This is a genomic window from Stenotrophomonas sp. (assembly GCF_032061965.1).
Taxonomy (GTDB): domain Bacteria; phylum Pseudomonadota; class Gammaproteobacteria; order Xanthomonadales; family Xanthomonadaceae; genus Stenotrophomonas.
Window position 1 is genome coordinate 68386 of sequence record NZ_DAMBEF010000005.1, and the last position, 23554, is coordinate 91939.

Genomic DNA, 23554 nt, shown 5'->3' on the forward strand with positions numbered 1-23554 from the left:
TAAAGGCCGGCGCGGTTGTGGCGACGACGGTTGCCTGGAACCGCCGCCTCAACGTGAGGCGGCGATGATCTGCGAAGGCGCAGCGTTCCAGATCAGCCCTGCGCGGTCGGCCAGATGGGCGAACACGCGTTCCAGGTGCTTGATGCGGTGCGGCTGGCCCATCACCCACGGATGGATGTTGAGCGCGAGCAGGCGACCCTGTCCGCTGCGCTGCGCTTCCTCAAGCAGGAAATCGCAGGCATCGACCATCTGGTCCGCATACTCGGCCTCGGCATGCAGATTTTCGCCGACGATGAAGCGATCTTCCAATTCCAGTGACAAGGGCAGGGCGGTCAGCGGGCCATTGGCGGTCTGGAACGGGTACGGCAGCTCGTCGTTGATCCAGTCGCCAAACCATTGCAGACCGGCCTGTTGCAGCAGTTCCGGGGTGTTCTGCGACTGCGATCGGGCCGGTGACAGCCAGCCCTGGATGGGACCGTCCGCATAAGGGGCCAGCGCGGCCAAACTGCGCTGGATGTATTCAGTTTCGCGCGCCGGGTCCAGCCCGCCGTAGTGCACGCTGTCCATGCTCCAGCCATGTGCCACCAGCTCGGCGCTGCGCGCCTTGAGCCGGCGCAGCAGCGCCGGGTAGCGCTCGGCCAGCTCGCCGTTGACCGCGGTGCTGGCGCGCAGACCGTACTTTTCCAGCGCATCCAGTACGCGGAAAACGCCCACCCGGTTGCCGTAGTCGCGGAGGGTGTAATGGCGCAGGTCCGGGTAGGGCATGACCATCGAACCGTGCGGCTTGAAGCCCTCGCCCTTGGGGTTGAGCGGGAAGTGCTCCAGGCTCAGGTTGATCCATACCGCCAGCGGCTTGTCGTCCGGCCAGCGCACGGAGGGGCGCTCGGCCAGCATCGACCAGCTGTAGCGGTCATGGTCCATGCCGTAGCGCAGGTGCGGGTACTCCAGGAAGCTGCGATCCAGGCTCATGCCGCGTCCTCCGCGTTGATCGCCGCCATCGAGGCCAGCGCTTCGTCGTAGTGGTTGTCCAGGTAATGCTGGGCGATCTCGCGGCCGGTGGCCTTCCACACCTTGTCGTGGCTGCAGATGTAGTCCATCGCGTCCTGGAACGCCGCCAGCCGGTGAGGGTGGCTGACCTGGTAGGCATGCAGCGGCACGCACATCACCGTGCCGGAGTTCTCGCCTTCGGCATACAGGCGGTCGAAGGCGTCCTTGATCATCTGCCCGTAGCGGCGCGGTTCGATCTTGTTGGTGACGTAGACGATGGTGTCGTTGAGCTCCAGCGAGTACGGCACCGACACGAAGCGCTTGCCCGAGCGGGTCTTCACCGGCGTCGGCTGGTCGTCATGGAACAGGTCGCAGGTATACAGGCCGCCGGCTTCGGCAAACAGGTCGATGGTGGCATCGGAATGCGACAGCGCAGGCGCCAGGTAGCCATCGCAGTGCTGGCCGGTGTGCTCGGCAATCAGCGCCATCGAATGCTCGATCATCTCCCGCTCCTGCGCCTCGTCCAGGCCGTAGGTGTAGCGGGTGTTGTAGATGCCGTGGCTGAAGAACTCCCAGTCGCGCTCGGCCGCCATCTGGATCACTTCCGGATGGTGCTCAAGCATGGCCGTGGACAGTGACACCGAGCCACGCAGGCCGTACTGGTCCATCACCCGCATCATCCGCTGGTGGCCGACGCGGTTGCCGTAGTCGCGGGTGCCGTAGCCCTGGATGTCGGGCAGCGGACGCGGCCACGGCTTGCGCTGCGGGTTGGCCGGCGGCGCGTACTCGTAGAACTCGATGTTGGGCGCGATCCACAAGGCGACGCGGGCACCGCCCGGCCACTGGATCTTCGGCCGGCTGTCGTAGGGCCAGTAATCAAACAGGCCCGGGTCGGACTTCGGCGCGCCGTTCATGCGCGTAGCGCCTGCAGCTGCGCGGCGACGTGATCCACCGATTCCACGTCGCCGTACTTGAGCATGATGTCGCTGAGGTTGGCGAAGTGCGGGATCTCGTGCTTGTCGGCCACGCATTCTTCCGGAACGATGCTGCGGTAGCCGCGCGACAGGCTGTCGATCACGCAGGCGCGGATGCAGCCGGAGGTGGAGCCGCCGGTGATGATCAGCGTGTCGATCTTGTGGAAGGTCAGCAGCGACCACAGGTTGGTTTCAAAGAACGGGCTGGCCATGCGCTTGTGCATGACGATGTCGCCCGGCTGCACGTCGGCACGCGGGTCGAACTGGGCGCGCTCGGAGCCGTGCTTGATGTTCTGCAGCGAGTCCGGGGTATTGGTGCGGGTGCCCCAGGTGCCGGCGTCCTCGCCCGATTCCAGGTAGGCCACATAGGTCCACACCACTGGCAGGCCGAGCGCGCGCACCTGCGCCGACAGCGCATTGATGTGCTCGATCTGGCGCGGGTCGGTTTCATAGGCGGTCTTGAACGCGGCCAGGTCGGTATAGGCGCGTTGCACATCGATGTTGACGATGGCCGGGCGTGCGCCGAAGCCGAACTTGGCGCGGTTCGGGTTGGCCTTGACCTGCTCCCAGTACTGGCGGGCAGTGAGGTTGGACGTTTCCATCACGGGCATGGGGTCTCTCCGTTGCAGCAGTGGGGGTCAGGCCTGGGGGGCACGCGCGCGTTCGTCGCGCACCAGCGTGGCGGCGAGCAGGGCCAGCACGATCAGCCCGCAGATCAGGCTGAAGGCAACGTGGTAGCTCTTGGTGAGGTCGAAGATCTTGGCCGTCACCCAGATGCCCAGGCCGGCGGTGGTGGCATCCAGCAAGGTGATGGTGCCGAGGATCTTGCCGGCCGAGCTCAGCCCGAAGGCATTGACCGCCAGCAGCTGGATCATCGTGTACAGGCCGCCCCAGCCCAGCCCGAACAGGGCCAGCGAATACCAGATCAGGTCGGCGCGCAGGGTCGCCAGGATCACCGCACCGGCGGCCATGATGGCCAGGTTGACCAGGAACACGCGCTTGGGCGGCAGCACGTCGGCAAGGAAGCCGAACACGAACTTGCCCACCATCGCCAGGCCGAACATCAGGCCCAGGCCATTGCCGGCGGTGGCCGGTTCAAAGCCCAAATCGCGCATGTGCAGGAACAGGTTGGAGGCCACCGCCATGATCGAGAAGAAGGTGGTCATCGCCACGAACGCCAGCACCCAGAAAGTGCGCGTGCGCATGGCCTGCTGGTAGCTCAGGTCCGGCAGCGAGGACGCAGCCGGCTTGCCTGCTGCCGCCTTGGCGGCCAGCGTGTCGGCACCCCAGGGCTGGATGCCGCCCGGGCGCGGGCTGCGCACCAGCAGGAAGGCGAGGATCAGGAAGGCCAGCGGAATGGCGGTTTCCCACAGCAGCGCGGCGCGCCAGTCCATGGTCTGCATCAGCTGCACGCCGAGCTTGGGGAACACCATGCCGCCCAGGCTGGTGCCGACCAGGGCAATACCGATGGCGGTGCCGCGGTGGGTGGCAAACCATTGCGAGACGAAGATCACCGCCACATTCAGGCCGGCGGCGACCAGCACCGCGGCAAAGCCGACGTGGATCCAGTACAGGTGGGCCAGCGAATGGATATGCGCATAGGCCGCATACAGCGCGGCCAGCAGGGCGATGCCGCCCAGGATCAGCTTGCGCGGGCCGACCTTGTCGATCAGCGCGCCCAGGAACGGCGCCATCCAGCCGGCCAGCACCAGGGTGATCAGGTCGCGCAGCTTGAGCTCGCTGCGGGTCCAGCCGAAATCCTTGAGCAGGGATTCGTCAAAGGCGGTCAGGCCGGTCACGGTCAGGCCATTGGAGACCAGCAGCACCAACATCCCCATCACCGCCATCAACCACGGGTAATAACGCTTCATCTTCATCAAGCACCTCAAAAGTGGGTTACGGCAGGTAGATACGCCTGTGGGGGATTTCCGCCGCCGGCGTTGACCGGGGGCGAAGGGCATGCCTACACTTTGTCCGGACAAAGTGTGCCACAGTCTTTTACCTGGGAGGAAGCCATGCAAACCGTCATCGTCCTGTTCAACCTCAAGCCCGGCGTCAGCCGTGAGGAATACGAGGCCTGGGCCCGTGCCAGCGACCTGCCGGTGGTCAATGCGCTGCCGTCGGTGGAGAAGTTCGAGGTACTCAAGGCCAGTGGTCTGTTGATCGGTGAGGGCAGCTCCCCGTACGAATACATCGAGCTGATGCGCATCCCGGACATGGCGGCGTTTGGCGCCGACCTGGCCGACCCGGCGGTTCAAGCCGGTGCAGCACAGTTCCAGCAATACGCTGACAATCCGTTGTTCATCCTCACCAGCGCGCTGTAAGCGCACAAGGAACATTGGTCATGGCTCGTTTCCCCGAATTGCAGGGCAAGGTCGCACTTATCACCGGCGCCGGTCGTCGTGCCGGGCTAGGCGAGGGCATTGCACGCCGCCTGCTGCAGGAAGGCTGCAAGGTGGTGCTGACCGACATTGGCCAGGTGCGCGGCGCCGAGATGCCGGTCACTGCCGTGGGCACCGACGAGGAAATGGCCCAGGTTGCCGCCGAGCTGGCCGCCAGCACCGGTGGTCAGTGCGTGGCCATGGCATTGGACGTGCTGGAAGAAGCGCAGGTGGAAGCGGTGGTCAAGGCCACGGTGGAACGCTTTGGCAGCCTGGACATCCTGGTCAACAACGCCGGCATTGGTTACCTGATGAAGTCGCTGGTCGACATCGATGCCAAGGAATGGGACGCGGTGCTGGGCGTGAACCTGCGCGGCGCCTTCCTGACCATCAAGCACGCCGGCCGGCAGATGATTGCCCAGGGCGGCGGCCGCATCGTCAACATCGCCTCGCAGGCTGCCAAGTCGGCGTTCCCGCATGCGGCGGCCTACTGCTCGTCCAAGCACGGCCTGGTTGGCCTGACCCGCGTTGCCGCGCTGGAACTGGCGGCCCATGGCATCAACGTCAATGCGGTCTGCCCCAACCACGTCACCACCGGCCTGGGCGCCTGGCAGAACGAATATTTCGCCGAGAAGCAGGGCAAGACCGTCGAGCAGTACCTGGCCGACATGCGCGCGCGCATTCCCGCCGGTCGCCCGGGCCTGCCCTCGGATACGGCGGCAGCGACGGCCTTCCTGTGCTCGGACGATGCGGTCTACATCACCGGTGAGGCGATCAATGTCTCCGGTGGTGAGGAGAACCATTGAGATAGGCGTCTTCGCGATTCCCTGACAGATCGTCATTCCCGCGCAGGCGGGAATCGCTCTGGCCTTTGACTTCCACGGCAAAGGCGAAAGGGCAAAGGCGAAGAGCGAAGAGCGAAGAGCGATTCCCGCCTTTGCGGGAATGACGGCATAAAAAGCATTAGCAAAACAGAAAAGCAGAAGCACAAGCAGCAAAGCAAAAGCAGCGGTCCCCCACCACCAACAAACGCACTGAGATCACCATGTCCAAACCCGTCTACCAGTGGCCCAACAACGCACGCCTGGCCTTGTCGGTGGTCGTCAATGTCGAAGAGCTGTCCGAGTACAACGTCGGCCAGGGTGACAAGATCACCGAGCCGGTGGACGAGCTGCATGTGACCCTGTCCAAGCCGGTGCGCAACTACGGCAACGAGTCCAATTACCGTTACGGCGTCAACGAAGGCCATGCGCGCGTCGCCGCGCTGCTGGACAAGTACAACGTGACCAGCACGTATACCGCCGCCGCGGTATCGCTGGAGCGCGCGCCGGAAATCGCCGACTACCTGCGCGGCAGCCGCCACGAGGTCTGCTCGCACGGCCACCGATGGATCCACCAGTTCCGCTTCAATGAAGAACAGGAACGCCAGTTCATCCGCGATGCTGCCGACAGCATCGAGAAGACCAGCGGCGTGCGCCCGGTGGGTTGGCTGTCGCGCTACCTGCATACCGCTTCCACCCGTCGCCTGCTGCAGGAAGAAGGCTTCCTGTACCACATGGATGACTACTCGGCCGATGCGCCGTTCTGGGGCGATGTCGACGGCAGCGACAAGCCCATGATCGTGGTGCCGTACCAGCTGGATACCAATGACATGAAGATGTGGGTGGCCCCGTCCTACCTGCCCAAGGACTGGCTGGACTACGCCATCGACAGCTTCGACACGCTGTACGCCGAAGGCGAGCACAGCCCCAAGGTGATGTCGCTGGGCCTGCATCTGCGCATCATCGGCCGCCCGGGTCGCATCGGCGCGTTCGAGAAATTCCTGCAGTACGTTGCGCAGAAGCCGGGTACCTGGTACGCAACGCGCCGCCAGATCGCCGAACACTTCGCCTCCCAGGTCGGTGCGCCGTGAGCGCTGCGATCAACAATCCGCGCCGCTGCCTGCTGTTCGTGCCGGGCTCGCGCCCGGAGCGTTACGCCAAGGCCGTGGCCACCGGTGCCGACCAGGTCTGCATTGATCTGGAAGATGCGGTTGCCCCAGGCGACAAGGAAAGCGCGCGTGCCTCGTTGTTCGCCTTCCTCGCCGAACTGCCGCAGAGCCGCAGCGAGATCGGCCTGCGTATCAACCCGTTGTCCACCGAACTGGGCCAGGCAGACCTGAAGGCGCTCGCCGCTTCGGGCCTGAAGCCGGCCTTCGTCATGCTGCCCAAGGTCGAAACCGTGGCCGAGCTGCAGCAGGCCGATGCCGCGCTGGCCGCAATCGATACCGCCTTCATCGCGCAGATCGAAACGCCGAAGGGTTTGCTGGATGCACGCGCGCTGGCCACCGCCATTCCACGCCTGCAGGCGCTGATGTTTGGTGGCTTCGACTACATCGTTGCATTGCGTGGCCGCGCCAGCTGGGAGAGTTTCTTCCATCCGCGCGTGCAGCTGGCAACGATCGCCGCCGAAGCCGGCGTCGCCTGCATGGACGTGCCCTACCTGGACATCAAGGATGAGGCCGGCCTGGTCAGCGAAACCGATCGCGTCATCGACCTGGGTTTCACTTCCAAGGCCGCCATCCATCCGGCACAGGTCGACCCCATCCAGGCCCGTTACCTGCCCACCGCTGCCGAGTATGACCGCGCCCAACGCGTGGTCGCGGCACTGGCTGCCAGCGGCGGCGAAGCCATCCAGCTGGACGGCAAGCTGGTGGACCGCCCCATCGAAATCGCCGCCGAACGCGCTATCGCACTGGGTGCGCTTGGCGTGCGCACTGGCTGACTTCACCGCTTCATTGAACGCCTGATTCACGCCCCTCTTTGACCAAGCTGCGCCCAGCGCCAGCCCAACCCGCTCCAAAAGGACATTGTCATGGTTCAGAACGTCAAGCAGATCTCCGAAAACCGCTTCCGCGAAACCTTTGGCCGTTACTACGAAGAGTTCAATGTCGGCGACATCTACGAGCACCGCCCCGGCCGCTCCATCACCGAAACTGACAACACCTGGTTCACCCTGCTGACGATGAACACCCATCCGATGCACTTCGACAAGGAATACGCCAAGGCCTCGGAATTCGGCAAGGTCATCGTCTGCTCGCCGTTCACCGTGGCGTTGATGGTCGGCATGAGCGTCACCGATGTCAGCCAGAAGGCCGTGGCCAACCTGGGCTGGAGCGACATCAAGATGACCCACCCGCTGTTTGTCGGCGACACCCTGGTGGCCGAGTCCAAGGTGCTGGGCAAGCGCGAGTCCAAGTCGCGTCCGGGCGCCGGCATCGTCACCGTGCAGACCGATGGCTTCAACCAGGACGGCAAGCTGATCTGCAGCTTCAGCCGCACCATGCTGATCGCCAAGCAGGGTCACTCGGTGGAAGACAAGGTCAACTACTGAGGACGCGATGATGAGCACTGAACAGGAACAGCTGTGGGGCCCTGACGAAGAGCAGGCGTTGCTGGATTCGATCGACAACTGGGTCGAGAAATCCGTTGCCCCGATCGCGCAGGAGTACGACCAGGAAGACAAGTACCCGCATCACCTCGTCGAGGAGATGAAGGACCTGGGCCTGTTTGGTGCCACCATTTCGCCCGAGTACGGTGGTCTTGGCCTGCCGGCACGCATCTACGCCAAGATCGTGATCAAGGTGTCGGCGGTATGGATGGCGCCGACCGGCATCTTCAACTCGCACCTGATCATGGCCGCGGCCATCGAGCGTTGCGGCACCGAAGAGCAGAAGCGCAAGTACCTCCCGCGCATGGCCACCGGCGAGCTGCGTGGCTCGTTGGGCCTGACCGAGCCCAATGCTGGTACCGACCTGCAGGCGATCCGCAGTGTTGCCAAGCGCGAGGGTGACCATTACGTCATCAATGGCGCCAAGACCTGGATCACCAATTCCATGTATGGCGACATGGTGTTGTTGCTGGTCAAGACCGACCCGGAGGCGCAGCCGCGCCACAAGGGCATGACCATGTTCATCGCCGAGAAGGGCGAGGGCTTCATCGTCGCCAAGAAACTGAAGAAGTCCGGCTACCGCGCCATCGACACCTGCGAGCTGGTATTCCAGGACTACAAGGTGCCGGCCGACTGCCTGCTCGGCGGTGTGGAAGGACAGGGTTTCCAGCACGCGGTGGGTGGCCTTGAGCTGGGCCGCATCAACGTGGCCGCACGCGGCTGCGGTATTGCCGAGGGCGCGCTGCGTTTGTCGGTGCGTTATGCGCAGGAGCGCATGACCTTCGGCAAGCCGATCGCCGAGCACCAGGCCATCCAGCTGAAACTGGGCGAGATGGCGGCCAAGGTCGAAGCCTCCAAGCTGCTGATCGAGAGCGCCGCCAATGCCTATGACAAGGGCCTGCGCTGCGACATGGAAGCGGGCATGGCCAAGTACTTCGCCACCGAAACCGGCGCGTATTGCGCGCAGGAAGGCATGCGCATCTTTGGTGGTTACAGCTACTCGGTGGAATACGACATCGAACGCTTCTACCGCGACGCCATGCTGATGTGCATTGGCGAAGGCACCAACGAAATGCAGCGCATCATCATTGCCAAGCAGTTGGTGGCAAGAAACAAGATCTAAAAGCTTGAAGCCCCTCTCCCGCCTGCGGGAGAGGGGTTGGGGTGAGGGCAGCTTTACGAGCAATGCCAGAAACCTGGTAGCCCCTCTCCCGCTTGCGGGAGAGGGGTTGGGGTGAGGGCAAGCTTCTAGCAAGCAGAGCCAAAGCTTTAAAAGCTCTCCTCATCCGCCCTTTGGGCACCTTCTCCCGCACGCGGGAGAAGGGACGGCACAAAGCCAAAGCCAAAGCCAAAAGCCAAAGCAACAGCCAAAGCAACAGCCAAAGCCAAAAGCCAACAGCCAAAGCCAAAGCCAAAGCCAAAAGCCAAAGCACCAGCAGCAACAGCAGATCCACCCCTCATCCGCCCCGTCGGGGCACCTTCTCCCGAAGGGAGAAGGGAAACAGCATCTCTTTCGCCGCGGTCCTCAACCAGCCGCGGTGCTTTTTACAAACCAGAGGCCACACATGAAAGACCTTCCCCTGCAGGGACTACGCATCCTTGCCGTCGAACAGTACGGTGCCGGCCCCTATGGTTCGATGCACCTGGCCGACCTCGGCGCCGAAGTCATCAAGATCGAATCCCCGCCCGGCGGCGATGTCTCGCGCGCCACTGGTCCGTATTTCCTGGGCGAAGGCGACAGCCTGTTCTTCCAGACCTTCAATCTCAACAAGCGCTCGCTGCGCCTGGACCTGAAGGCTGCCGAAGGTCGCGAAGTGTTCGAGAAGCTGGTCGCCAGCGCCGACGCCGTGCTCAACAACCTGCGTGGCGACCAGCCCGGCAAGCTCGGCCTGGATTACGCCACGCTGTCCAAGCTCAACCCGAAGATCGTCTGCGCCCATCTGTCCGCCTATGGCCGCGACAACGAGCGCGCGGCGTGGCCGGGTTATGACTATCTGATGCAGGCCGAGGCTGGCTTCATGGCGTTGACCGGTGAACCCGACGCGCCGCCGGCACGCTTCGGCCTGTCCATGGTCGATTTCATGACCGGCACCACCCTGTCGATGGGCCTGTTAGCCGCCATCATCGGTGCCATGCGCACCGGCCAGGGCCGCGATGTCGATGTCAGCCTGTTCGATGTGGCCCTGCATCAGCTCAGCTACCCGGCCACCTGGTACCTCAACGAAGGCCACCGCACCGAGCGCCTGTCACGTAGCGCGCATCCGTCCACCGTGCCGTGCCAAGTCTACCGCACTGCCGATGGCTGGGTGATGGTGATGTGCATGCTGGAGAAGTTCTGGCAGACCTTTGTCGAAGGCATCGGCAATCCGGCCTGGGCCGCCGAGCCGCGCTTTGCCAATTTCGCCGAGCGCCGCAAGGTGCGCGAGGAATTGACCGTGCTGGTCGATGCCATCCTCGGCACACAGCCAACCGCGCACTGGACGCAGCTGTTCGCCGGCCGCATTCCGATCGCACCGGTACTGGATATCGCCCAGGCGTTGGACAACCCCTATGTGCGCGATGTCGACATGTTGCAGGATGTGGCGCATGCAAGCGGCAGCCAGCGCCTGCTGCGCAATCCAATCAAGCTCGATGGCCAGCGCCTGAGCGGCAACGCCTGCCCGCCGCTCAATGCCGATGCCGACGCCCTGCTGCGCGAGCTCGGTTACAACGATGCAGACCGCGCGCGCCTGCTCGGCGCGTGAGGCAACGGAGCTGATGATGAAGCTTGAAGGCGTACGCGTACTGGACCTGTCGCTGTTCCTGCCCGGCCCGCACCTGACCATGGTGATGGCCGACCACGGCGCGGAGGTGATCAAGATCGAACCGCCCAGCGGCGAACCGGTGCGCGAGGTCGGCCTGAAGCAGGCCGGGGTCAGCACCTGGTTCCGCAACACCCATCGCGGCAAGCGCTGCATCGTGCTCGATCTGAAGAGCGAGGCCGGCAAGGCCGCGTTCGCCAAGCTGGTGGAATGGGCCGACGTGGTGGTGGAAGCCTTCCGCCCCGGCGTGGCCAAGCGCCTGGGCATCGACTACGCCAGCTGCAAGGCGATCAACCCCAGGCTGGTGTATTGCGCGATCAGTGCCTTCGGCCAGACCGGCCCCAAGGTCAACCGCCCCGCACACGATCTGGCCATGCAGGCCGATACCGGCGTGGTCAGCCTCAACCGTGCGCCGGATGGCACACCGGCCATGCCACATATGCCGGTGGCCGATATGGCCGGCTCGCTGATGGCGCTCAACGGCATCCTGATGGCCTTGTTCCGCCGCGAGCGCACCGGCGAGGGCGATTACATCGACCTGTCGATGCAGGACGCGCTGATGGCCTGGCTGCCAAATGTGCTGGGCCCGCCGTTCGCGCTGGGCCGCGACCCGGTGATCAAGGAAGAACGCAGCTGGGGCGGCAATGCGCTGTACAAGCTGTACCGCTGCGCCGATGACCGCTGGATTGCACTGGGTGGTGCCGAGCACAAGTTCGCCGAGAACTTGCTCAACGCTTTGGGTCGCGCCGATCTGATCCATCTATGCCATCTGCCGCCTGGCCCCGGTCAGGATCCGGTAAAGGAATTCCTGGCGGAGACCTTCTCACGCCGCACGCTGGTGGAATGGACCTTGTTCCTGCACGACATCGATGTGTGCTGGGCGCCGGTGAAGACGCTTACCGAGGCCTTCAACGATCCGCATACGCGTGCGCGAGAGATGGTCTGGACCGATGCGCAGGGCGGTACCCACCTGGGCATCCCGATCAAGTTCGCCAACGAACCGGGGCGTATCAACCCGCATCTGGACGGTATCGGCGAATCCACCCAGACGTTGCTGGCTGAACTGGGCCTATTGCCCCGGTAAGCGGCCTCTCGCTGAGGGGTGAAAGACAGCAGCAACCGCCAAAGCCCCAAGTAGCCCGGGTAAGCGAAGCGCACCCGGGAGTTTCAACAGCCGAGCTTCACTCCCCGGCGACCACAGCAAAGCTCGCGTCATACGAAACCACCGCCGCCGGTACATCGCCGCCCAACGGCAGCGCCATGAAGTACTCCGGGGGTACACCCGGCAGCTGCAGATGAGAAAAACAGCGGAACCCAAAGCGCTGGTAGTACGCCGGCTCGCCCAGCAGCACGCAGCCGGCGGCGCCGAGTTGTTTCAGGCGTGCGATGGCAGCCCGCATCAACGCACTGCCAATGCCCTTGCCCTGGGATGTGGGCAGCACCGAGATCGGCCCCAATCCATACCAGCCAGCGCTGCCATCGCTCAATGTCACCGGCGACAGCGCGATATGGCCCAACAGTTGCCCATCTTCCTCGGCCAGCAGGGAAGCACTCAAGCGCCCGCGCCGACGCAAGGCCAGCACGATATCGGCCTCGTTGCCACTACTGTGAGCAGCGGTAGCGAACGCCGAGCGCGTCAATGCGCTGATAGCCTCGACATCGTCGGCGGTTTCATCGCGGATACGCATGCTCAGCGCGACCTGCCGTCCACCGCCACGCGTTCAACGGCGGACAGATCAAGGTCCTCGATGCAACGCAGGTTGATCGCTGCAGTCTGGCTGCCATCGGGCGAGGTGCCCAGGCCGAAGGGCTGGCAGCCGCAGGTGGGGCAGAATTGATGCTGGATTGCGTGACGATTGAAGGTGTAAGTCGTCAGCATCTCTTCACCGCTTTCGATCCGCAGGTCCTGGCGCGGTAGGAACCAAAGCAGGAAACCCTTGCGGCTGCAATGCGAACAATTGCATTCGTAGGCCTGCTGCGGCGTGCCCTCACACTGGAAACGCACCGCGCCGCAATGACAACTTCCGGTCAGCATCCGGGACCCCGCCAACAATGGCTCCTGCCGCAGGAACCTTCGGGTGGATCATAAGCGGTTTTCGCGGGGGGCCACGCAATCCCCCCGGAGCACCGGCACCAAGACAGGCGCACAGGCGCGCTATCGCACTGGATCGCGCCCGCGTCACCAGATGCAAAGCGTTGTGGAGAATCCGGCAGGATCATGGGCGTGCAGGGTGATTTCCACCGGCACCAGGCTGCTACCGCGAAACACCGGCTGCGCGTTGTAGTGCTGCAGCTTGCCCGCGCTGAACAGCGGCAGGATCGAGTGCTGGTCGATCCTGCGTTTCTGCTCAGCCGTTGTCGGTGGGACGAAAACCAGATTGCTTGCCTCGTTGCCGCCGCCAAGTTCGCTGGGCAGCAACTGGAGCTGGATCAGTTCGCGGCGTTGTATCGCTGCTTCGCACAGGCGATGGTTGGTGAAGCGCGCGTAGTCGGGCACGGCAAAAATCCGAGCCGGAAACCCGACTTGCATGAAGTCCTCCTACAGACTCTGTGCCGAAACCAGCAGCCTGGCGGGAATGAACCCGGCCATCGGCCGCTATCAGGCATCTTCGTGGCGCGAACAGAAAGCACACGAATGAAATCACGTGCTGCAACGGACACGTCATCCGCGGCGAGTGAGAGCATACGGGAGCGCGTCATCATGGCCGAAGTGACCAGTCCTCATCAGTGCTTGGCGGCGGGGTATATGCAGACGCAAACGCGCTCAAGGCAGGCCGTGCAAAGCCGCAGCTCCGGCGCCTGCACCTGCCAGCAGTAGCGCCAGCAACCAGGCGCCGTAACGCAAATGAAAGGGGATGGGATTGTGCTGCAGCGAGCGCTCTGTATCGCGCGTATCGAGGATCCAACCATGATTGCACTGCGTACACGCCAGCTGATAGCGCTTGTCATAGACGAAGCCAAACAACAGGTCGAATTGGCCGAACTTGTAACTCAGCTGCGGCTCAAATGCAGTTTGCGCATCGCACCGTGGGCAATGGCGCTGTTCGTGTGGACCGATAGCGACCACCCGTTGGCCTTGGCCGATCAGGAACATCATTGTTCGCTCTCTCCTGCGGAGACATTGCCACGGAAACCTGCTGGCGGCGCCTTCCACGCAGAAGGCGACATCGCTCAGCGATGTTCGACCTCGCTGCTGTTGTAGCCGGCAATGACGCCATCATAGAGATCAAACAGGTTGGCTCGCTCGTGCCAGATAACGGCAAACATGAGCATCGCGGCCCACAGCCACAGCGTGGAGCGCTTGAAGGTGAAGGTGACGGTTGCGCTCGAATCTTTGGTTGCCATGCACTTCTCTCCTTGAAGGTGTAACGGCGGATGGTCAGGTTCCGCCGAAGCTGCCCAGCAATTGCATCGCGGTCGAGGCCAGCACCAGTACTATCCCCGTCGTACTCACCACGCGGTTTGGCACCGGGCCCGCAGTGTCAGCTTCAGGTCGCCGATGGATCGAGTGTGCCAACAGCGCGAAGCCGATACCGCCAAGCAGGTTGCGCAGGCCCTGTCCGTAGAACAGGAAGTCGATCATGTGCACGCAGCCAAACAGCACGCACAGGACTTTCAGAAGCTTGTCATTGCCTCTGCGCGGTCTGGCATCGGTCGATTCCATGGTCCGGCTCCCTGCCGCCATATGGGCCGCCGATTCTTCCAGAGCCCGCGCTGGCAGGCAATGGTCAGGAGTTGCCGCTTGTCCTCAGCTGGCCGGCTGCCACAGTTCCACCTTGTTGCCTTCAGGGTCGATCACCCAGCCGAACTTGCCCTGCTCGGAGGCGTCGGTCTTGTCCAGCACCTGGCAACCTTCACTGCGCAATGCTGCCAGCAGGGCATCCAGGTCATCGACGCGGAAATTGATCATGAAGGGCGCGCTGCTGGGCGCCATGTAGTCCGTATCCTGGGCAAATGGACTCCAAATGGTCAGGCCCTCGGCACTGCCCTCACCGCCCCACGGGAAGATCGCGCCGCCCCATTGGCTGACATCCAGGCCCAGATGGTCCCGATACCACGCACTGAGCGCCTTGGGGTCGGCTGCCTTGAAGAAAATGCCGCCAATGCCGGTTACACGCTTCATCGCCGTCTCCGTTCTAACCGGCTGCGTGCCGGGACGTGCCAAGAGTGGCGCAAGCCGCTCCGCCTGCCAAGCTGCTGATCAGGCTTCACAGCGGACTGCCGGCCTCGTCGATCAAGCCCGCCTCGCGCATGACGCGCTGCTCGTCCTCATGGGAAATCCAGAAGGCAGCCTTCGGCCCGTCGCCAGGGTCGTACAGGAAGTAGGTGATGAAGAACCGGAAGTCCCGAGCCGGGCCACCGGCCTTGGCAAAGCGCATGAACCAGTGGACCTTGGCCATCGTGTAATGCTCATCCAGCGTAGTGGCAACCACATCCAGCACCTTTGCCTGCTGGAACCCCAGCGCATCGAACAGCGTTCTACGTGCCGACATGGCGTGTGCCAACGCAGGATCATTGCGCCCGCAGCTGACGCCGTTGGGGTCGGCAGCCAGGAATTCCCGGGTGTACAACGACGCCGTCAGGACAGGGTCAAAGTTATTGGCGGCCTGCTCGTAGCGGGCAAAGAAGTCATTTATGCGGTTCATGCATACCCCGTGGGCCATTGGTGACGGTAGACGGCGGCGCGATGCCAATCGGCATCGCGCCGCCGTCTTTGGCCACTGTACGCGCCACGGCGGCCGGTGCTCCAGATTGCACCGGCGGGCCAAGGAGTGCGGCCCCACCTTCCGACGCCGACGGTGATCAGGAGTGCATGGAACTCACGCCTGGTAGAACTCATCCCCCAGCATCGAAAAGTAGTCGGAGCTGAAAGATGCCTCCTTGATACGCACTTCCACGGAGTGGGGCTGCCCTTCGTACTTGACGCTACCGGAGTCGAGACGGCGCTCGATGTCCTTTTCCTCGTAGATGGGCGATACGTTGCTGTCGTGCAGGTAGTCGAGCTTTACCGTGAATGCGCCATTCTTGTCGTCTATCCATACATGCCGGATCTTGATGGCGTGCCTCGGACCGAAGTTCGGGTCGATCTGCTGGGTCTGGATGTCGAACCGGACCACGTCATCCGTAAGCAGCTGCAACACGCTGATCCAGTGGCGTCCGAGTATTCCCCCCGTGCGCATCTGGGCATTGAAAAATTGCCCCCGATCGAGATCGGTGGCGGTGATCCGGGAAGGAAGAAGTGTTCGGGTTATCTCAAGTGACATGGGAACGTCCTATGGGCGCGGGTATCAGCGCCGGGCTGACCGGGAATGCGCAGGTGCCTTGATCGCAGCGTCGGGGCTCACCGCCAGATGTCGGCCTGATGATGGTCATATCTTGCTGAGCGGAGTGCGGTAAGGACCAGGACAAGAATCTAGCAAGCCAGCCATGGAGAAGTGACGCGCTTTATAGCTGTTTCTGCTGCGACAGATTGGAGGAAGTCGCAGTGACAGCGGCATGGTCGCGATGCGTGTCATTCCAAAGCGTGCCCGCGCGGGTTGCGCTGGAGAAACGCCGCTCCACTTCCTTCCCGGGTGTCAAGCGATGATCCCGAACAGTTTGGCCAGAGTCAAAACTACCCCAGCGCTGAAACCTGCAGAAAACCGCGTGCAGTCATCTGCAGCGGGGCAAGGTGTGGGCCTTGCGTCGACTCACGTCCTAGCAGATATGGATACGCGATCTGGCCAGCTGCCTGCCGTTTGGCAAAGTGCTGGTTGCTATTGCCAACAAACATGCGCGGCAGATAGGGGCAATGCTTGCGCATGATGAGAACTACGATGCAGATGCGTGTCTCAGGCATCCAATGGTGCAGCAGCAACGAAAGCGCAGTGAGCTCGCGGTCGCGACTTGATTGATCACTTCAGCATTCTTTTACGTGATCAACGCCAGAGCGAGCAGGTAACAAGCGGTCAGGCCGCCCCGAAGAGGGCTTGACCAACAAGATGGCGCCACCACATGCCCGGCTGATCCCCGGTCATGGGCGAACCCGATGAATGAGAGAGGCCTTCGGGTGCGGCTTTTACCCAGGTCCGGATCAGCAACAGCGATCCAACAAGCCCGAATATGCCCCGAAGAAAATCCCCGTGGGACGGAAGTGCAGTCTGGCAATGCTTGGAATGCCTGGCGAACTGGCGAACGATGGTAACGCTACAACAACAGAGGATGCGTTTATGCCTCACGCGAAAGGCAAGGACATCATGTGCCCGGAGTTGACGGGAAGCTCCTTACGGAATTGTTAGGAGCCAGCTGCGCTTTCATATCTGGTCTTGCGGGCGATCCATTCTTCAGCCAAGCCTCCGTCCAAGACAACATGCTCCTCTCCCTCCATCTCAGCATCCCAATCAATGACTTTGTCAGGTTGGTCGACGCAAATTAACCAATACGCGCCGGTGCCGTCCTCTCCGAGCGCAACCGATCGCTGGATGAAGTCGGGGAAATAACCCTCCCCACGGAGCCATAACGTTGTCTTGACAAGTTCGTCTAGCGAATAAAGGAAGTCAGTATCGGTTGGGCCTTTGAAGCCGTCGTACTCTGCGTAGTGCTTCTTTAGGTTCATAGGCAGGCCATGTCCGAGGCTGCGCTCAGCCGCCTCGATCCGCTGCTGCGTAACCGGGGAGCCAAATGGCCCATCGAATTGCTTACGTACTTCAGCGGTCTCTTCCATGGCACTTAACACCTGAGTTAAGCCGACCCGCGAAGCGGGTTCGGCTTGAATGATTTGTTAGGCCTGAGCTGCGCGGCCCGGCCGAAATTCCCGCCCCTTGTGAAGATGCTCAACAATGCTAGCTGCCAAGAAGGCGTAAATGCTCTCTGGCGGGCTGTCGTCCTCGACGTATCTTATGTGGGACACCCTATAACACGTGCAGAAATTTTCATTCGCTTCAGACACCCCCGAAAGAACAGCATCAATCAGCTTGGCCTCCGCTAACGCTCGAACCTGAGTGGGCCGGTGGCTGGGAAGACGCTCGCAAACAGGTTGGCCAACGAAATCATTCTCCAGACGAACCATCAGTAGGTTCCATTGGTTCCCGGTCTCGCGGGCTACCGCCAAGAAGTCTCCAATGCGCACGAAGTTCATTTGAAGGCCTAACTCTGGAATTAAGCCGCGCCGCGAAGCGGTGTCGGCTTGAATGAAATGTTAGGGGGCATGCTTGGCACGGTACCAGACTGTGGCAAGCACGGTCACCAAGAAAATGACTGGGCCAATGCCAAAACCGAAGATATATTTGGCACTGTGTCCAATTGAGTTTTCCCCAGAAGCTACTGCGATCAGATGAGGGAAGCTAAGCGTTAGTGCTGCGACCACGCCAAAAGTTAGTCCGGACCAGATGGAGCGGGGAATGCTTGAAATATGAATGGTGCTGTACTTGAAGAGTAGCCACCACAGGGAAAACAGCGAGTAGGCCATTAATACGACACAGCCCACTAGCATCCACAAAGCGATATTGGCGGGGCTGCGCGCGAGTAGCGTTGCAGAGAAAAACAAACCTACAGCGCAGATGATAGAGGTTGGTGCCAGAAGCAGTACCGCCTGAGCAACAATGAGGATGTTGAGAACACTTCGTACACCTTGCGACATCCAAGCCCCCTAACTCCGGAATTAAGCCGACTCGCGAAGCGAGTTCGGCTTGAATGAACTGTTAGGCCTCAATCGAATTGCCTGGAAGTACATGCTGACAGTAGCGCCACTCGTGTACCGGCTGATCATCTATGTATGCATCCGGCTTAGGCAAGAAGGCTACGAAGCAATGCTCAATGCCTAACTCTGCTGCAGAGGAACGAGCGTAGTCTGCGCCGCCGGAGCTCCACAGATATAGCGCAACTTCCTGTTGGTGCAACTCGCGAACGGTAGCTATCGCCGAAGACATAGGAATGCGCTTGGTACCGAAAGAGCGGACCAGCGTGTCATCAACGTCTACGAACACTATGCGCTGTCTCATGAGGCCTAACTCCGGAACTAAGCCGCGCCGCGAAGCGGTGTCGGCTTGAATGAACTGTTAGGCCGCGCTCCGCTCATTGCAGCCAGCCAGAATCGTACGTGCGGCCAGCACTTGAAATGAGCACGGCTCGAGTGTGCAAAGAATAGCCATCCTTGTCCCAAGGTGCCGGCGTGGCATAAAGAATCATGGAGGATACGTCGCTGGCTGAAAAGCCATGTTTTGCAAGAAGTGCGTTTGCAGTGGACTGGAGGGAAGCTAGCGCCAAACGCAGCGCTTGAAGTTCCGCTGCCTTCAGCGGATAGGGCGCCGGAGCTAGGAGATCAATCTCCGTAGTCTCAACTGCAGCAGCGCGAAGCGCCTGAGCGAGATGAGGCGAGATGTGGCTAAGCCCACTGCCCGCATGATGCGCAATGTTGTGAGCTACTCCCGCGAGTGTCGACATCCTGCCCATAGCGGCCTAATGCTCTGAATTAAGCCGCGCCGCGAAGCGGTGTCGGCTTGAATGAATTGTTAGGTGCGAGCCCGTTCACGATGCCACCTTTTGGAAGTTGCAAATGCTCTGTGTCGAATGGCTTGTGCATGGCGTTTGTCGGCAGCAAAAAATTCAAGAGCATCTGCAATTTCATTGTCCATCGGTACGCCCTGATCGATCCAATCCAATGCTTCTTGAATCCAGCCTTGGCTGGGCCAAGTGATGGCAGCCATGATTACGGACTTTGGGGAAACATGTTCATCAAGCTCTGAGAGTGGCCTGATTAGCTTGGATACAAGTTCGGATTGATGCATGTTTAGCACCTAACTCTGGAATTAAGCCGACCCGCGAAGCGGGTTCGGCTTGAATGAACTGTTAGGCCGCTGGCGCGGGGAGGCCAAGTCCAGCGACCACGAATGCAACAGCTTGCTCGACATTGCTCGCGGTGAGCCGATCAGACGACCCCGAACTTTCAAACAAGAACGGGCAAGATCCGGTACTGGACTCAAGTTTCACCTCAATGTCAGTAGCAGGATGGCGGAAGAACCACAAACCGTCATCGTCACCCTCCGGATGTAAGACAGTAAGCTGCGCTGCCGATATGTTCGGATGTGTCAGATGCAGCTGAGCAATGATTACGTCAATGTCGCGCACCTTATCTCCCGCGGCCTAACCCTGGAATTAAGCCGACCCGCGTAGCGGGTTCGGCTTGAATGAAATGAACTGTTAGGCGGCTGTGGCCACTTACCGACCCCGGACCAATGCTGCCTTGTTGTGCAACCCCACGCGAGCCGATCATGCCATAGCCTGCAGGATGGAGCTTGCCTTGAAAACCTTGCCGAGCGTTGCCGCCGAAGTACGATGAAATGATTGCGGCAGAGCAGTGAAGCGTAGGACGAAGTGACGGGCTTGCCGATGCCAGGAACAGTTGGAACTGCTACCCGGAACCGACCAGTGACTTGCCGATGTTGCTGCCGAAAGGAGAAGGGCCAGCCAATCCAGAACACCGCCGCCTAACTCTGGAATTAAGCCGACCCGCGAAGCGGGTTCGGCTTGAATGAATCGTTAGGCCTCACGGCCTGGCCCCTGAGTCGCCTCGAACCGCTCTGCACAATCTAAGCAAAGCCCAATTTCATCGAGGGCAAGGGGATGGAAGTACTCCATCGCTTTGTCCTTAAAGTACAGCCCTTCTTTCACCTGAATCTTGACAGGATCGTATCCGGTGCTTTGGCACATGACACATTGGTTCAAGTACTTCTTGAACCCTTGATACTCATCCAGCCACTCGTCCCGATCACGTCTTGTCTTCATAAGGCCTAACGCCTGAGTTAAGCCGACTGGCGAAGCCAGTTCGGCTTGAATGAATTGTTAGGCCCCGGTAGAGAGGTGACGGAGCCTAGCGTAGTGACTACTCATGGAGCGTGACATCAATCGCCTTGAGTCTTTCGGCAACAGGTAGGCGGGCTTCCTCCGGCAGGCGCCCCAGCCCCATCGCCGTCTCCTCAATAAAGCACAAGTGCCGAGCAAGGAACGCTGCCGATTCGCCACGAGCCAGATACCGATATATCTCGCCAATGTAAGAGTCGTACTCATCGCGAGGCCACTCCGGGTCATCCATGACACCGATTGGGTCCCAGTGTTGGACTAGCACCTGTCTAATTGCGTCAGTGATGCCCTTTGCCTGGGTCTTGCGGTCAGTCATTTGCGGGGCCTAACTCGGGAATTAAGCCGACCCGCGTAGAGGGTTCAGCTTGAATGAAGTGTTAGGCTCGCCGCCGGATGAAGTAAACGACCTCATCCGCATCGCTGGCCGTGCCAATCTCGTAAGTATCGTCAGGAACCGCGGCTGTCATCCAGTCTGGAGCGAGCTTTCCCCAGGCCACGCCCTCAAAGCTGTGCGGAAAGGGCGTGCCGTTTGGGTTTTTCGAGTGAGCATAGACAGCGTTGTACCTTGTGTCTCCGAAAAGCGTGGCCCAGAGTTGGATAGGCTCTCGTCGTCCAGTCGCGCGATGCTCGATGTGTTGAAGCAACCGAACCGTCGCTGCTGCGACATCTGCCCGGTTCTCTTGGCAAGAGTTGCCCTTTCCATGCCAGTCCACGTGCGTGTGCCAGTTATCAAACCAACTGGATAGATCCAAGCTATCGACGGTACGGCGAGCCTTAGTCTCGGCACGCGCCCAGTGGGCATTCATCTTCTTTCGATAACGACGGTCCATATGCGGGCCTAACTCTGGAATTAAGCCGACCCGCGCAGCGGGTTCGGCTTGAATGAATTGTTAGGCCCCAACCGGGACGGCTTGGAATGAATCGAGCCCGGAAGCAGCCACCACCAAATCTACCAATACCGATTCTGGATTGTCTGATTCACCAAACTCAAGCCTAACGCCGTCTGTGTAGCCCTGCTGATTGGTCATGAGCCATGCCCATTGCAAAGATTTTCCGACGCAAAGAGGCCACAAAGGGCCGGAGCCAGGGCAAGAGGCAGTCTGTATTGGTCCGGGCAGGATCTGCACCGTATCATCGTCGCTCACGGCAGCGATCGTAATAGTGAGAGCGTCAAACTGCAGCTCTATCGCAGCGATGCGTGGGGAGCCAGGATCTAGAGGCGTCTCGCGTACATGCCGCAGGGTGCCTCCGTCGTAACAAGCTTGTCTGAGGATATTGAGCATTGGGGCCTAACTCTGGAATTAAGCCGCGCCGCGTAGCGGCGTCGGCTTGAATGAATTGTTAGCCGCCGCTAGGAAAACCAGTAGCTGCGCATTGCTGACAAGAACTCTGAATCGAGTGGGTAACTAGACGCGGAGCCGATCACGGAATCTATGCCACATCTTGGGCAAAGAGCAGTGGTTCCGGCGGAGAGCTTAAGCTCCTCTGGCGTGCCCGCAGGCCAGTCCACCCACTCCGTAATAGCTGATGGCGCATAGATCTCCAAGCAGTAGAAGCACCCGCAAAGAGTACTTGCCTCGATCTCCCCGCGGTGATTGAAGGAACTGGTGTGTGCAGCTATCACGTTCGAGGCAGAAGAAGTCATTAGCGGATAACTCTGGAATTAAGCCGATCCGCGAAGCGGGTTCGGCTTGAATGAATTGTTAGGTGCCATGCCGGGAGAGCTGGATGACACCGGACTGAATTTCCTGGGGGGTAATGCCGCTGACTCCGATTGAGCATGACTTGATGCGGTTGTAACCGTCAACGAAGAAAACCGCCGTCTCCCCTGGGAGTACAGCTGACCCGCAGTCTGCTCCGCGAAGCTCGCCGCCGGGGAAGGTGGCCTTGAAATGGCGAAGGGGTGTAACAGTGGGTTGGTCCCGAGTCTCGTTGGCGCCCAGAAACGGCGGTGCAACGGAGTCGACACGACCAAAGAAAACGTATGTAGATCCCTGGAACAGTCCCCTGGTCCATTGGGCTTTGGACTCGACAGGGTTGCACGAGCAGTTCTGCCCAAGCGCGATGCTTGGTAATAGTAGAAGTGCGGCTCCGACAATCCTCGTCATGGCAGCTAACCCTGGAATCAAGCCGCGCCGCGAAGCGGGTTCGGCTTGAATGAATTGTTAGGTTGCGCCCACGCGATATGGGTGCAACGGGTTGTCCGCGATGAACTTTGCGACCTCGCGGCTGTTGACCGGAAGAGAGGGCGTTGCCCTACGCGTAGTTGACGGAAAGCGAAAACCGGCCTGGTACAGAAGATCCACCGCCTTCCAACCGTCAAGATTGTGCCGCAGCGGAGCTCTAAAGCCGCGGCCCATCTCCGAGAGTGGCTTGCCACACGTGGGACAGGGCGACGGTGATCCATCTATGCGGAGTACTCGCTTAAAGCTCAGGCGACATTGAAAGCAGGCGTGCGCCATTAGGTACTGTGGAACGCGCGGGAGGGCCGCGGGACCTGCAGGGTCATGCAGCGAGCGAGATCCGATCTTGCGCCGGACCTCCATTCTTCTCGCCTTTTCAGTGCGTGACGTCATATCTGCGCAACCTAACGCCTGAGTTAAGCAGCTGCCACGAAGTGGCAGTCGGCTTGAATGAATTGTTAGGCCCCGGCCTGTGCTAGCTGAGCTCTTGCCCAACTAATCGCGCTGTCAGCCGGCACTGACTCGCCTGCCTGAGGGTCATCAAGAGTGCCGCCCGTCATTGCGGCTAAGACACTAGATGCGGCAAGTGCTGACATCAACTCAAGTGGGCGTGAGCCGATACAGAACTGGACTGAGAAGTCAGTGCCCGGTGCCAAATCCATCTCCTCTACATCCTCTGGCGTGACGTTTGATGCGTAGTACTCAAAGCCGGATATCTCGCCACGAACCGGACAAGGAAGGAAGCCAGAGAATGTATCCACGTCAAAATCGGGATCCAGCGCGACCGGAAAACCCGCCTCAACTATGGCGGCACGCCAAGCCTCTGGTGCTGGCATTACGTTTCGCTTCAGATAGACAATCAGGTCGTACGACATAACCCTCCTAGGGGCCTAACTCTGGAATTAAGCCGACCCGCGCAGCGGGTTCGGCTTGAATGAACTGTTAGGCGCCGCAAACACCCT

The 23554-nt window shown here is 60.9% G+C and carries 26 protein-coding genes and 1 pseudogene; 9 read left to right on the top strand and 18 right to left on the bottom strand.

Annotated elements, in window-relative coordinates; translation table 11 throughout:
- Positions 1–48: 48 nt before the first annotated feature.
- Genes RT460_RS04015 through RT460_RS04030 form a run of 4 tightly spaced genes read right to left on the bottom strand, consistent with a single transcriptional unit; the run spans position 49 to position 3838 of the window.
- Complete coding sequence (locus tag RT460_RS04015) at positions 49–969, bottom strand: polysaccharide deacetylase family protein (protein ID WP_313317302.1); 921 nt, start codon at positions 967–969, stop codon at positions 49–51.
- A complete protein-coding gene (locus RT460_RS04020) occupies positions 966–1901 on the bottom strand; it encodes a polysaccharide deacetylase family protein (RefSeq protein ID WP_313317303.1) in 936 nt (311 codons plus the stop codon). The genes RT460_RS04015 and RT460_RS04020 overlap by 4 nt, the downstream gene beginning before the upstream one ends.
- Positions 1898–2572 carry an isochorismatase family protein gene (locus RT460_RS04025; protein ID WP_313317304.1) on the bottom strand — a complete coding sequence of 225 codons (675 nt, stop codon included), beginning with the start codon at positions 2570–2572 and terminating at the stop codon, positions 1898–1900. The genes RT460_RS04020 and RT460_RS04025 overlap by 4 nt, the downstream gene beginning before the upstream one ends.
- 27 nt (positions 2573–2599) lie before the next feature.
- A complete protein-coding gene (locus tag RT460_RS04030) occupies positions 2600–3838 on the bottom strand; it encodes an MFS transporter (protein WP_313317305.1) in 1239 nt (412 codons plus the stop codon).
- A 138-nt stretch (positions 3839–3976) separates the two neighbouring features.
- Here RT460_RS04030 and RT460_RS04035 point away from each other — a divergent pair, with 138 nt between their 5' ends.
- The 8 genes from RT460_RS04035 to RT460_RS04070 all read left to right on the top strand — a co-directional run bounded on the left by RT460_RS04035 (position 3977) and on the right by RT460_RS04070 (position 11656).
- Positions 3977–4285 (top strand): hypothetical protein, encoded by a 309-nt coding sequence (locus RT460_RS04035; RefSeq protein WP_313317306.1) that lies wholly within the window; start codon positions 3977–3979, stop codon positions 4283–4285.
- Between the two features lie 20 nt (positions 4286–4305).
- Complete coding sequence (locus RT460_RS04040) at positions 4306–5148, top strand: SDR family NAD(P)-dependent oxidoreductase (protein ID WP_313317307.1); 843 nt, start codon at positions 4306–4308, stop codon at positions 5146–5148.
- Between the two features lie 239 nt (positions 5149–5387).
- Positions 5388–6254, top strand: coding sequence for a polysaccharide deacetylase family protein (locus RT460_RS04045; protein WP_313317309.1), 867 nt, complete (start codon positions 5388–5390; stop codon positions 6252–6254).
- The gene (locus tag RT460_RS04050) at positions 6251–7105 is read left to right on the top strand and encodes a CoA ester lyase (RefSeq protein ID WP_313317310.1); all 855 of its coding nucleotides are present in this window, start codon (positions 6251–6253) and stop codon (positions 7103–7105) included. The genes RT460_RS04045 and RT460_RS04050 overlap by 4 nt, the downstream gene beginning before the upstream one ends.
- 90 nt (positions 7106–7195) lie before the next feature.
- Entirely contained in the window at positions 7196–7714 is a 519-nt protein-coding gene (locus tag RT460_RS04055) for a MaoC family dehydratase (RefSeq protein ID WP_313317312.1), read from the top strand.
- Positions 7715–7724: 10 nt separating this feature from the next.
- Positions 7725–8894, top strand: a complete 1170-nt coding sequence (locus RT460_RS04060; RefSeq protein ID WP_313317313.1) for an acyl-CoA dehydrogenase family protein — start codon at positions 7725–7727, stop codon at positions 8892–8894.
- A gap of 442 nt (positions 8895–9336) precedes the next feature.
- Positions 9337–10515: a CoA transferase gene (locus RT460_RS04065; protein ID WP_313317314.1), complete on the top strand. Its 1179-nt coding sequence runs from the start codon at positions 9337–9339 to the stop codon at positions 10513–10515.
- Between the two features lie 16 nt (positions 10516–10531).
- Complete coding sequence (locus RT460_RS04070) at positions 10532–11656, top strand: CoA transferase (RefSeq protein WP_313317315.1); 1125 nt, start codon at positions 10532–10534, stop codon at positions 11654–11656.
- A gap of 97 nt (positions 11657–11753) precedes the next feature.
- Here the strand turns inward: RT460_RS04070 and RT460_RS04075 are convergent, their stop codons facing one another.
- The 9 genes from RT460_RS04075 to RT460_RS04115 all read right to left on the bottom strand — a co-directional run bounded on the left by RT460_RS04075 (position 11754) and on the right by RT460_RS04115 (position 15713).
- Positions 11754–12260 (bottom strand): N-acetyltransferase, encoded by a 507-nt coding sequence (locus RT460_RS04075; RefSeq protein ID WP_313317316.1) that lies wholly within the window; start codon positions 12258–12260, stop codon positions 11754–11756.
- A 2-nt stretch (positions 12261–12262) separates the two neighbouring features.
- The gene (locus tag RT460_RS04080) at positions 12263–12607 is read right to left on the bottom strand and encodes a GFA family protein (RefSeq protein WP_313317318.1); all 345 of its coding nucleotides are present in this window, start codon (positions 12605–12607) and stop codon (positions 12263–12265) included.
- Positions 12608–12751: 144 nt separating this feature from the next.
- Positions 12752–13102: a hypothetical protein gene (locus RT460_RS04085; RefSeq protein ID WP_313317320.1), complete on the bottom strand. Its 351-nt coding sequence runs from the start codon at positions 13100–13102 to the stop codon at positions 12752–12754.
- A 234-nt stretch (positions 13103–13336) separates the two neighbouring features.
- Positions 13337–13669, bottom strand: coding sequence for a hypothetical protein (locus tag RT460_RS04090; RefSeq protein WP_313317321.1), 333 nt, complete (start codon positions 13667–13669; stop codon positions 13337–13339).
- A 74-nt stretch (positions 13670–13743) separates the two neighbouring features.
- A complete protein-coding gene (locus RT460_RS04095) occupies positions 13744–13917 on the bottom strand; it encodes a hypothetical protein (RefSeq protein WP_313317322.1) in 174 nt (57 codons plus the stop codon).
- Between the two features lie 34 nt (positions 13918–13951).
- Positions 13952–14236: a hypothetical protein gene (locus tag RT460_RS04100; RefSeq protein ID WP_313317323.1), complete on the bottom strand. Its 285-nt coding sequence runs from the start codon at positions 14234–14236 to the stop codon at positions 13952–13954.
- Positions 14237–14320: 84 nt separating this feature from the next.
- Positions 14321–14695, bottom strand: coding sequence for a VOC family protein (locus RT460_RS04105; protein WP_313317324.1), 375 nt, complete (start codon positions 14693–14695; stop codon positions 14321–14323).
- 85 nt (positions 14696–14780) lie between these two features.
- The gene (locus tag RT460_RS04110; RefSeq protein ID WP_313317325.1) at positions 14781–15218 is read right to left on the bottom strand and encodes a hypothetical protein; all 438 of its coding nucleotides are present in this window, start codon (positions 15216–15218) and stop codon (positions 14781–14783) included.
- Positions 15219–15392: 174 nt separating this feature from the next.
- On the bottom strand, positions 15393–15713 hold the full coding sequence (locus RT460_RS04115; protein ID WP_313317326.1) for a hypothetical protein: 321 nt from the start codon (positions 15711–15713) through the stop codon (positions 15393–15395).
- 560 nt (positions 15714–16273) lie between these two features.
- Here RT460_RS04115 and RT460_RS04120 point away from each other — a divergent pair.
- Positions 16274–16462 (top strand): annotated as a pseudogene (locus tag RT460_RS04120) (hypothetical protein); the annotation flags it as partial.
- 384 nt (positions 16463–16846) lie between these two features.
- Here the strand turns inward: RT460_RS04120 and RT460_RS04125 are convergent.
- From RT460_RS04125 to RT460_RS04145, 5 genes are all read right to left on the bottom strand, one after another.
- Complete coding sequence (locus tag RT460_RS04125) at positions 16847–17275, bottom strand: SMI1/KNR4 family protein (RefSeq protein WP_313317327.1); 429 nt, start codon at positions 17273–17275, stop codon at positions 16847–16849.
- A 474-nt stretch (positions 17276–17749) separates the two neighbouring features.
- Positions 17750–18190, bottom strand: a complete 441-nt coding sequence (locus RT460_RS04130) for a hypothetical protein (RefSeq protein WP_313317328.1) — start codon at positions 18188–18190, stop codon at positions 17750–17752.
- Between the two features lie 871 nt (positions 18191–19061).
- Positions 19062–19337, bottom strand: a complete 276-nt coding sequence (locus RT460_RS04135; protein WP_313317330.1) for a hypothetical protein — start codon at positions 19335–19337, stop codon at positions 19062–19064.
- Between the two features lie 1449 nt (positions 19338–20786).
- On the bottom strand, positions 20787–21239 hold the full coding sequence (locus RT460_RS04140; RefSeq protein ID WP_313317331.1) for a hypothetical protein: 453 nt from the start codon (positions 21237–21239) through the stop codon (positions 20787–20789).
- Between the two features lie 1811 nt (positions 21240–23050).
- Positions 23051–23467: a hypothetical protein gene (locus tag RT460_RS04145; protein WP_313317332.1), complete on the bottom strand. Its 417-nt coding sequence runs from the start codon at positions 23465–23467 to the stop codon at positions 23051–23053.
- Positions 23468–23554 lie beyond the last annotated feature (87 nt).

Coding starts and splice junctions, on each gene's coding strand:
- RT460_RS04015 (WP_313317302.1), bottom strand. CDS start 969: ATGAGCCTGGATCGCAGCTTCCTGGAGTACCCGCACCTGCGCTACGGC.
- RT460_RS04030 (WP_313317305.1), bottom strand. CDS start 3,838: ATGAAGATGAAGCGTTATTACCCGTGGTTGATGGCGGTGATGGGGATG.
- RT460_RS04110 (WP_313317325.1), bottom strand. CDS start 15,218: ATGAACCGCATAAATGACTTCTTTGCCCGCTACGAGCAGGCCGCCAAT.
- RT460_RS04045 (WP_313317309.1), top strand. CDS start 5,388: ATGTCCAAACCCGTCTACCAGTGGCCCAACAACGCACGCCTGGCCTTG.
- RT460_RS04020 (WP_313317303.1), bottom strand. CDS start 1,901: ATGAACGGCGCGCCGAAGTCCGACCCGGGCCTGTTTGATTACTGGCCC.
- RT460_RS04105 (WP_313317324.1), bottom strand. CDS start 14,695: ATGAAGCGTGTAACCGGCATTGGCGGCATTTTCTTCAAGGCAGCCGAC.
- RT460_RS04100 (WP_313317323.1), bottom strand. CDS start 14,236: ATGGAATCGACCGATGCCAGACCGCGCAGAGGCAATGACAAGCTTCTG.
- RT460_RS04085 (WP_313317320.1), bottom strand. CDS start 13,102: ATGCAAGTCGGGTTTCCGGCTCGGATTTTTGCCGTGCCCGACTACGCG.
- RT460_RS04040 (WP_313317307.1), top strand. CDS start 4,306: ATGGCTCGTTTCCCCGAATTGCAGGGCAAGGTCGCACTTATCACCGGC.
- RT460_RS04095 (WP_313317322.1), bottom strand. CDS start 13,917: ATGGCAACCAAAGATTCGAGCGCAACCGTCACCTTCACCTTCAAGCGC.
- RT460_RS04065 (WP_313317314.1), top strand. CDS start 9,337: ATGAAAGACCTTCCCCTGCAGGGACTACGCATCCTTGCCGTCGAACAG.
- RT460_RS04135 (WP_313317330.1), bottom strand. CDS start 19,337: ATGCATCAATCCGAACTTGTATCCAAGCTAATCAGGCCACTCTCAGAG.
- RT460_RS04090 (WP_313317321.1), bottom strand. CDS start 13,669: ATGATGTTCCTGATCGGCCAAGGCCAACGGGTGGTCGCTATCGGTCCA.
- RT460_RS04075 (WP_313317316.1), bottom strand. CDS start 12,260: ATGCGTATCCGCGATGAAACCGCCGACGATGTCGAGGCTATCAGCGCA.
- RT460_RS04070 (WP_313317315.1), top strand. CDS start 10,532: ATGAAGCTTGAAGGCGTACGCGTACTGGACCTGTCGCTGTTCCTGCCC.
- RT460_RS04080 (WP_313317318.1), bottom strand. CDS start 12,607: ATGCTGACCGGAAGTTGTCATTGCGGCGCGGTGCGTTTCCAGTGTGAG.
- RT460_RS04025 (WP_313317304.1), bottom strand. CDS start 2,572: ATGCCCGTGATGGAAACGTCCAACCTCACTGCCCGCCAGTACTGGGAG.
- RT460_RS04130 (WP_313317328.1), bottom strand. CDS start 18,190: ATGTCGCAAGGTGTACGAAGTGTTCTCAACATCCTCATTGTTGCTCAG.
- RT460_RS04060 (WP_313317313.1), top strand. CDS start 7,725: ATGAGCACTGAACAGGAACAGCTGTGGGGCCCTGACGAAGAGCAGGCG.
- RT460_RS04055 (WP_313317312.1), top strand. CDS start 7,196: ATGGTTCAGAACGTCAAGCAGATCTCCGAAAACCGCTTCCGCGAAACC.
- RT460_RS04125 (WP_313317327.1), bottom strand. CDS start 17,275: ATGGAAGAGACCGCTGAAGTACGTAAGCAATTCGATGGGCCATTTGGC.
- RT460_RS04140 (WP_313317331.1), bottom strand. CDS start 21,239: ATGGACCGTCGTTATCGAAAGAAGATGAATGCCCACTGGGCGCGTGCC.
- RT460_RS04145 (WP_313317332.1), bottom strand. CDS start 23,467: ATGTCGTACGACCTGATTGTCTATCTGAAGCGAAACGTAATGCCAGCA.
- RT460_RS04035 (WP_313317306.1), top strand. CDS start 3,977: ATGCAAACCGTCATCGTCCTGTTCAACCTCAAGCCCGGCGTCAGCCGT.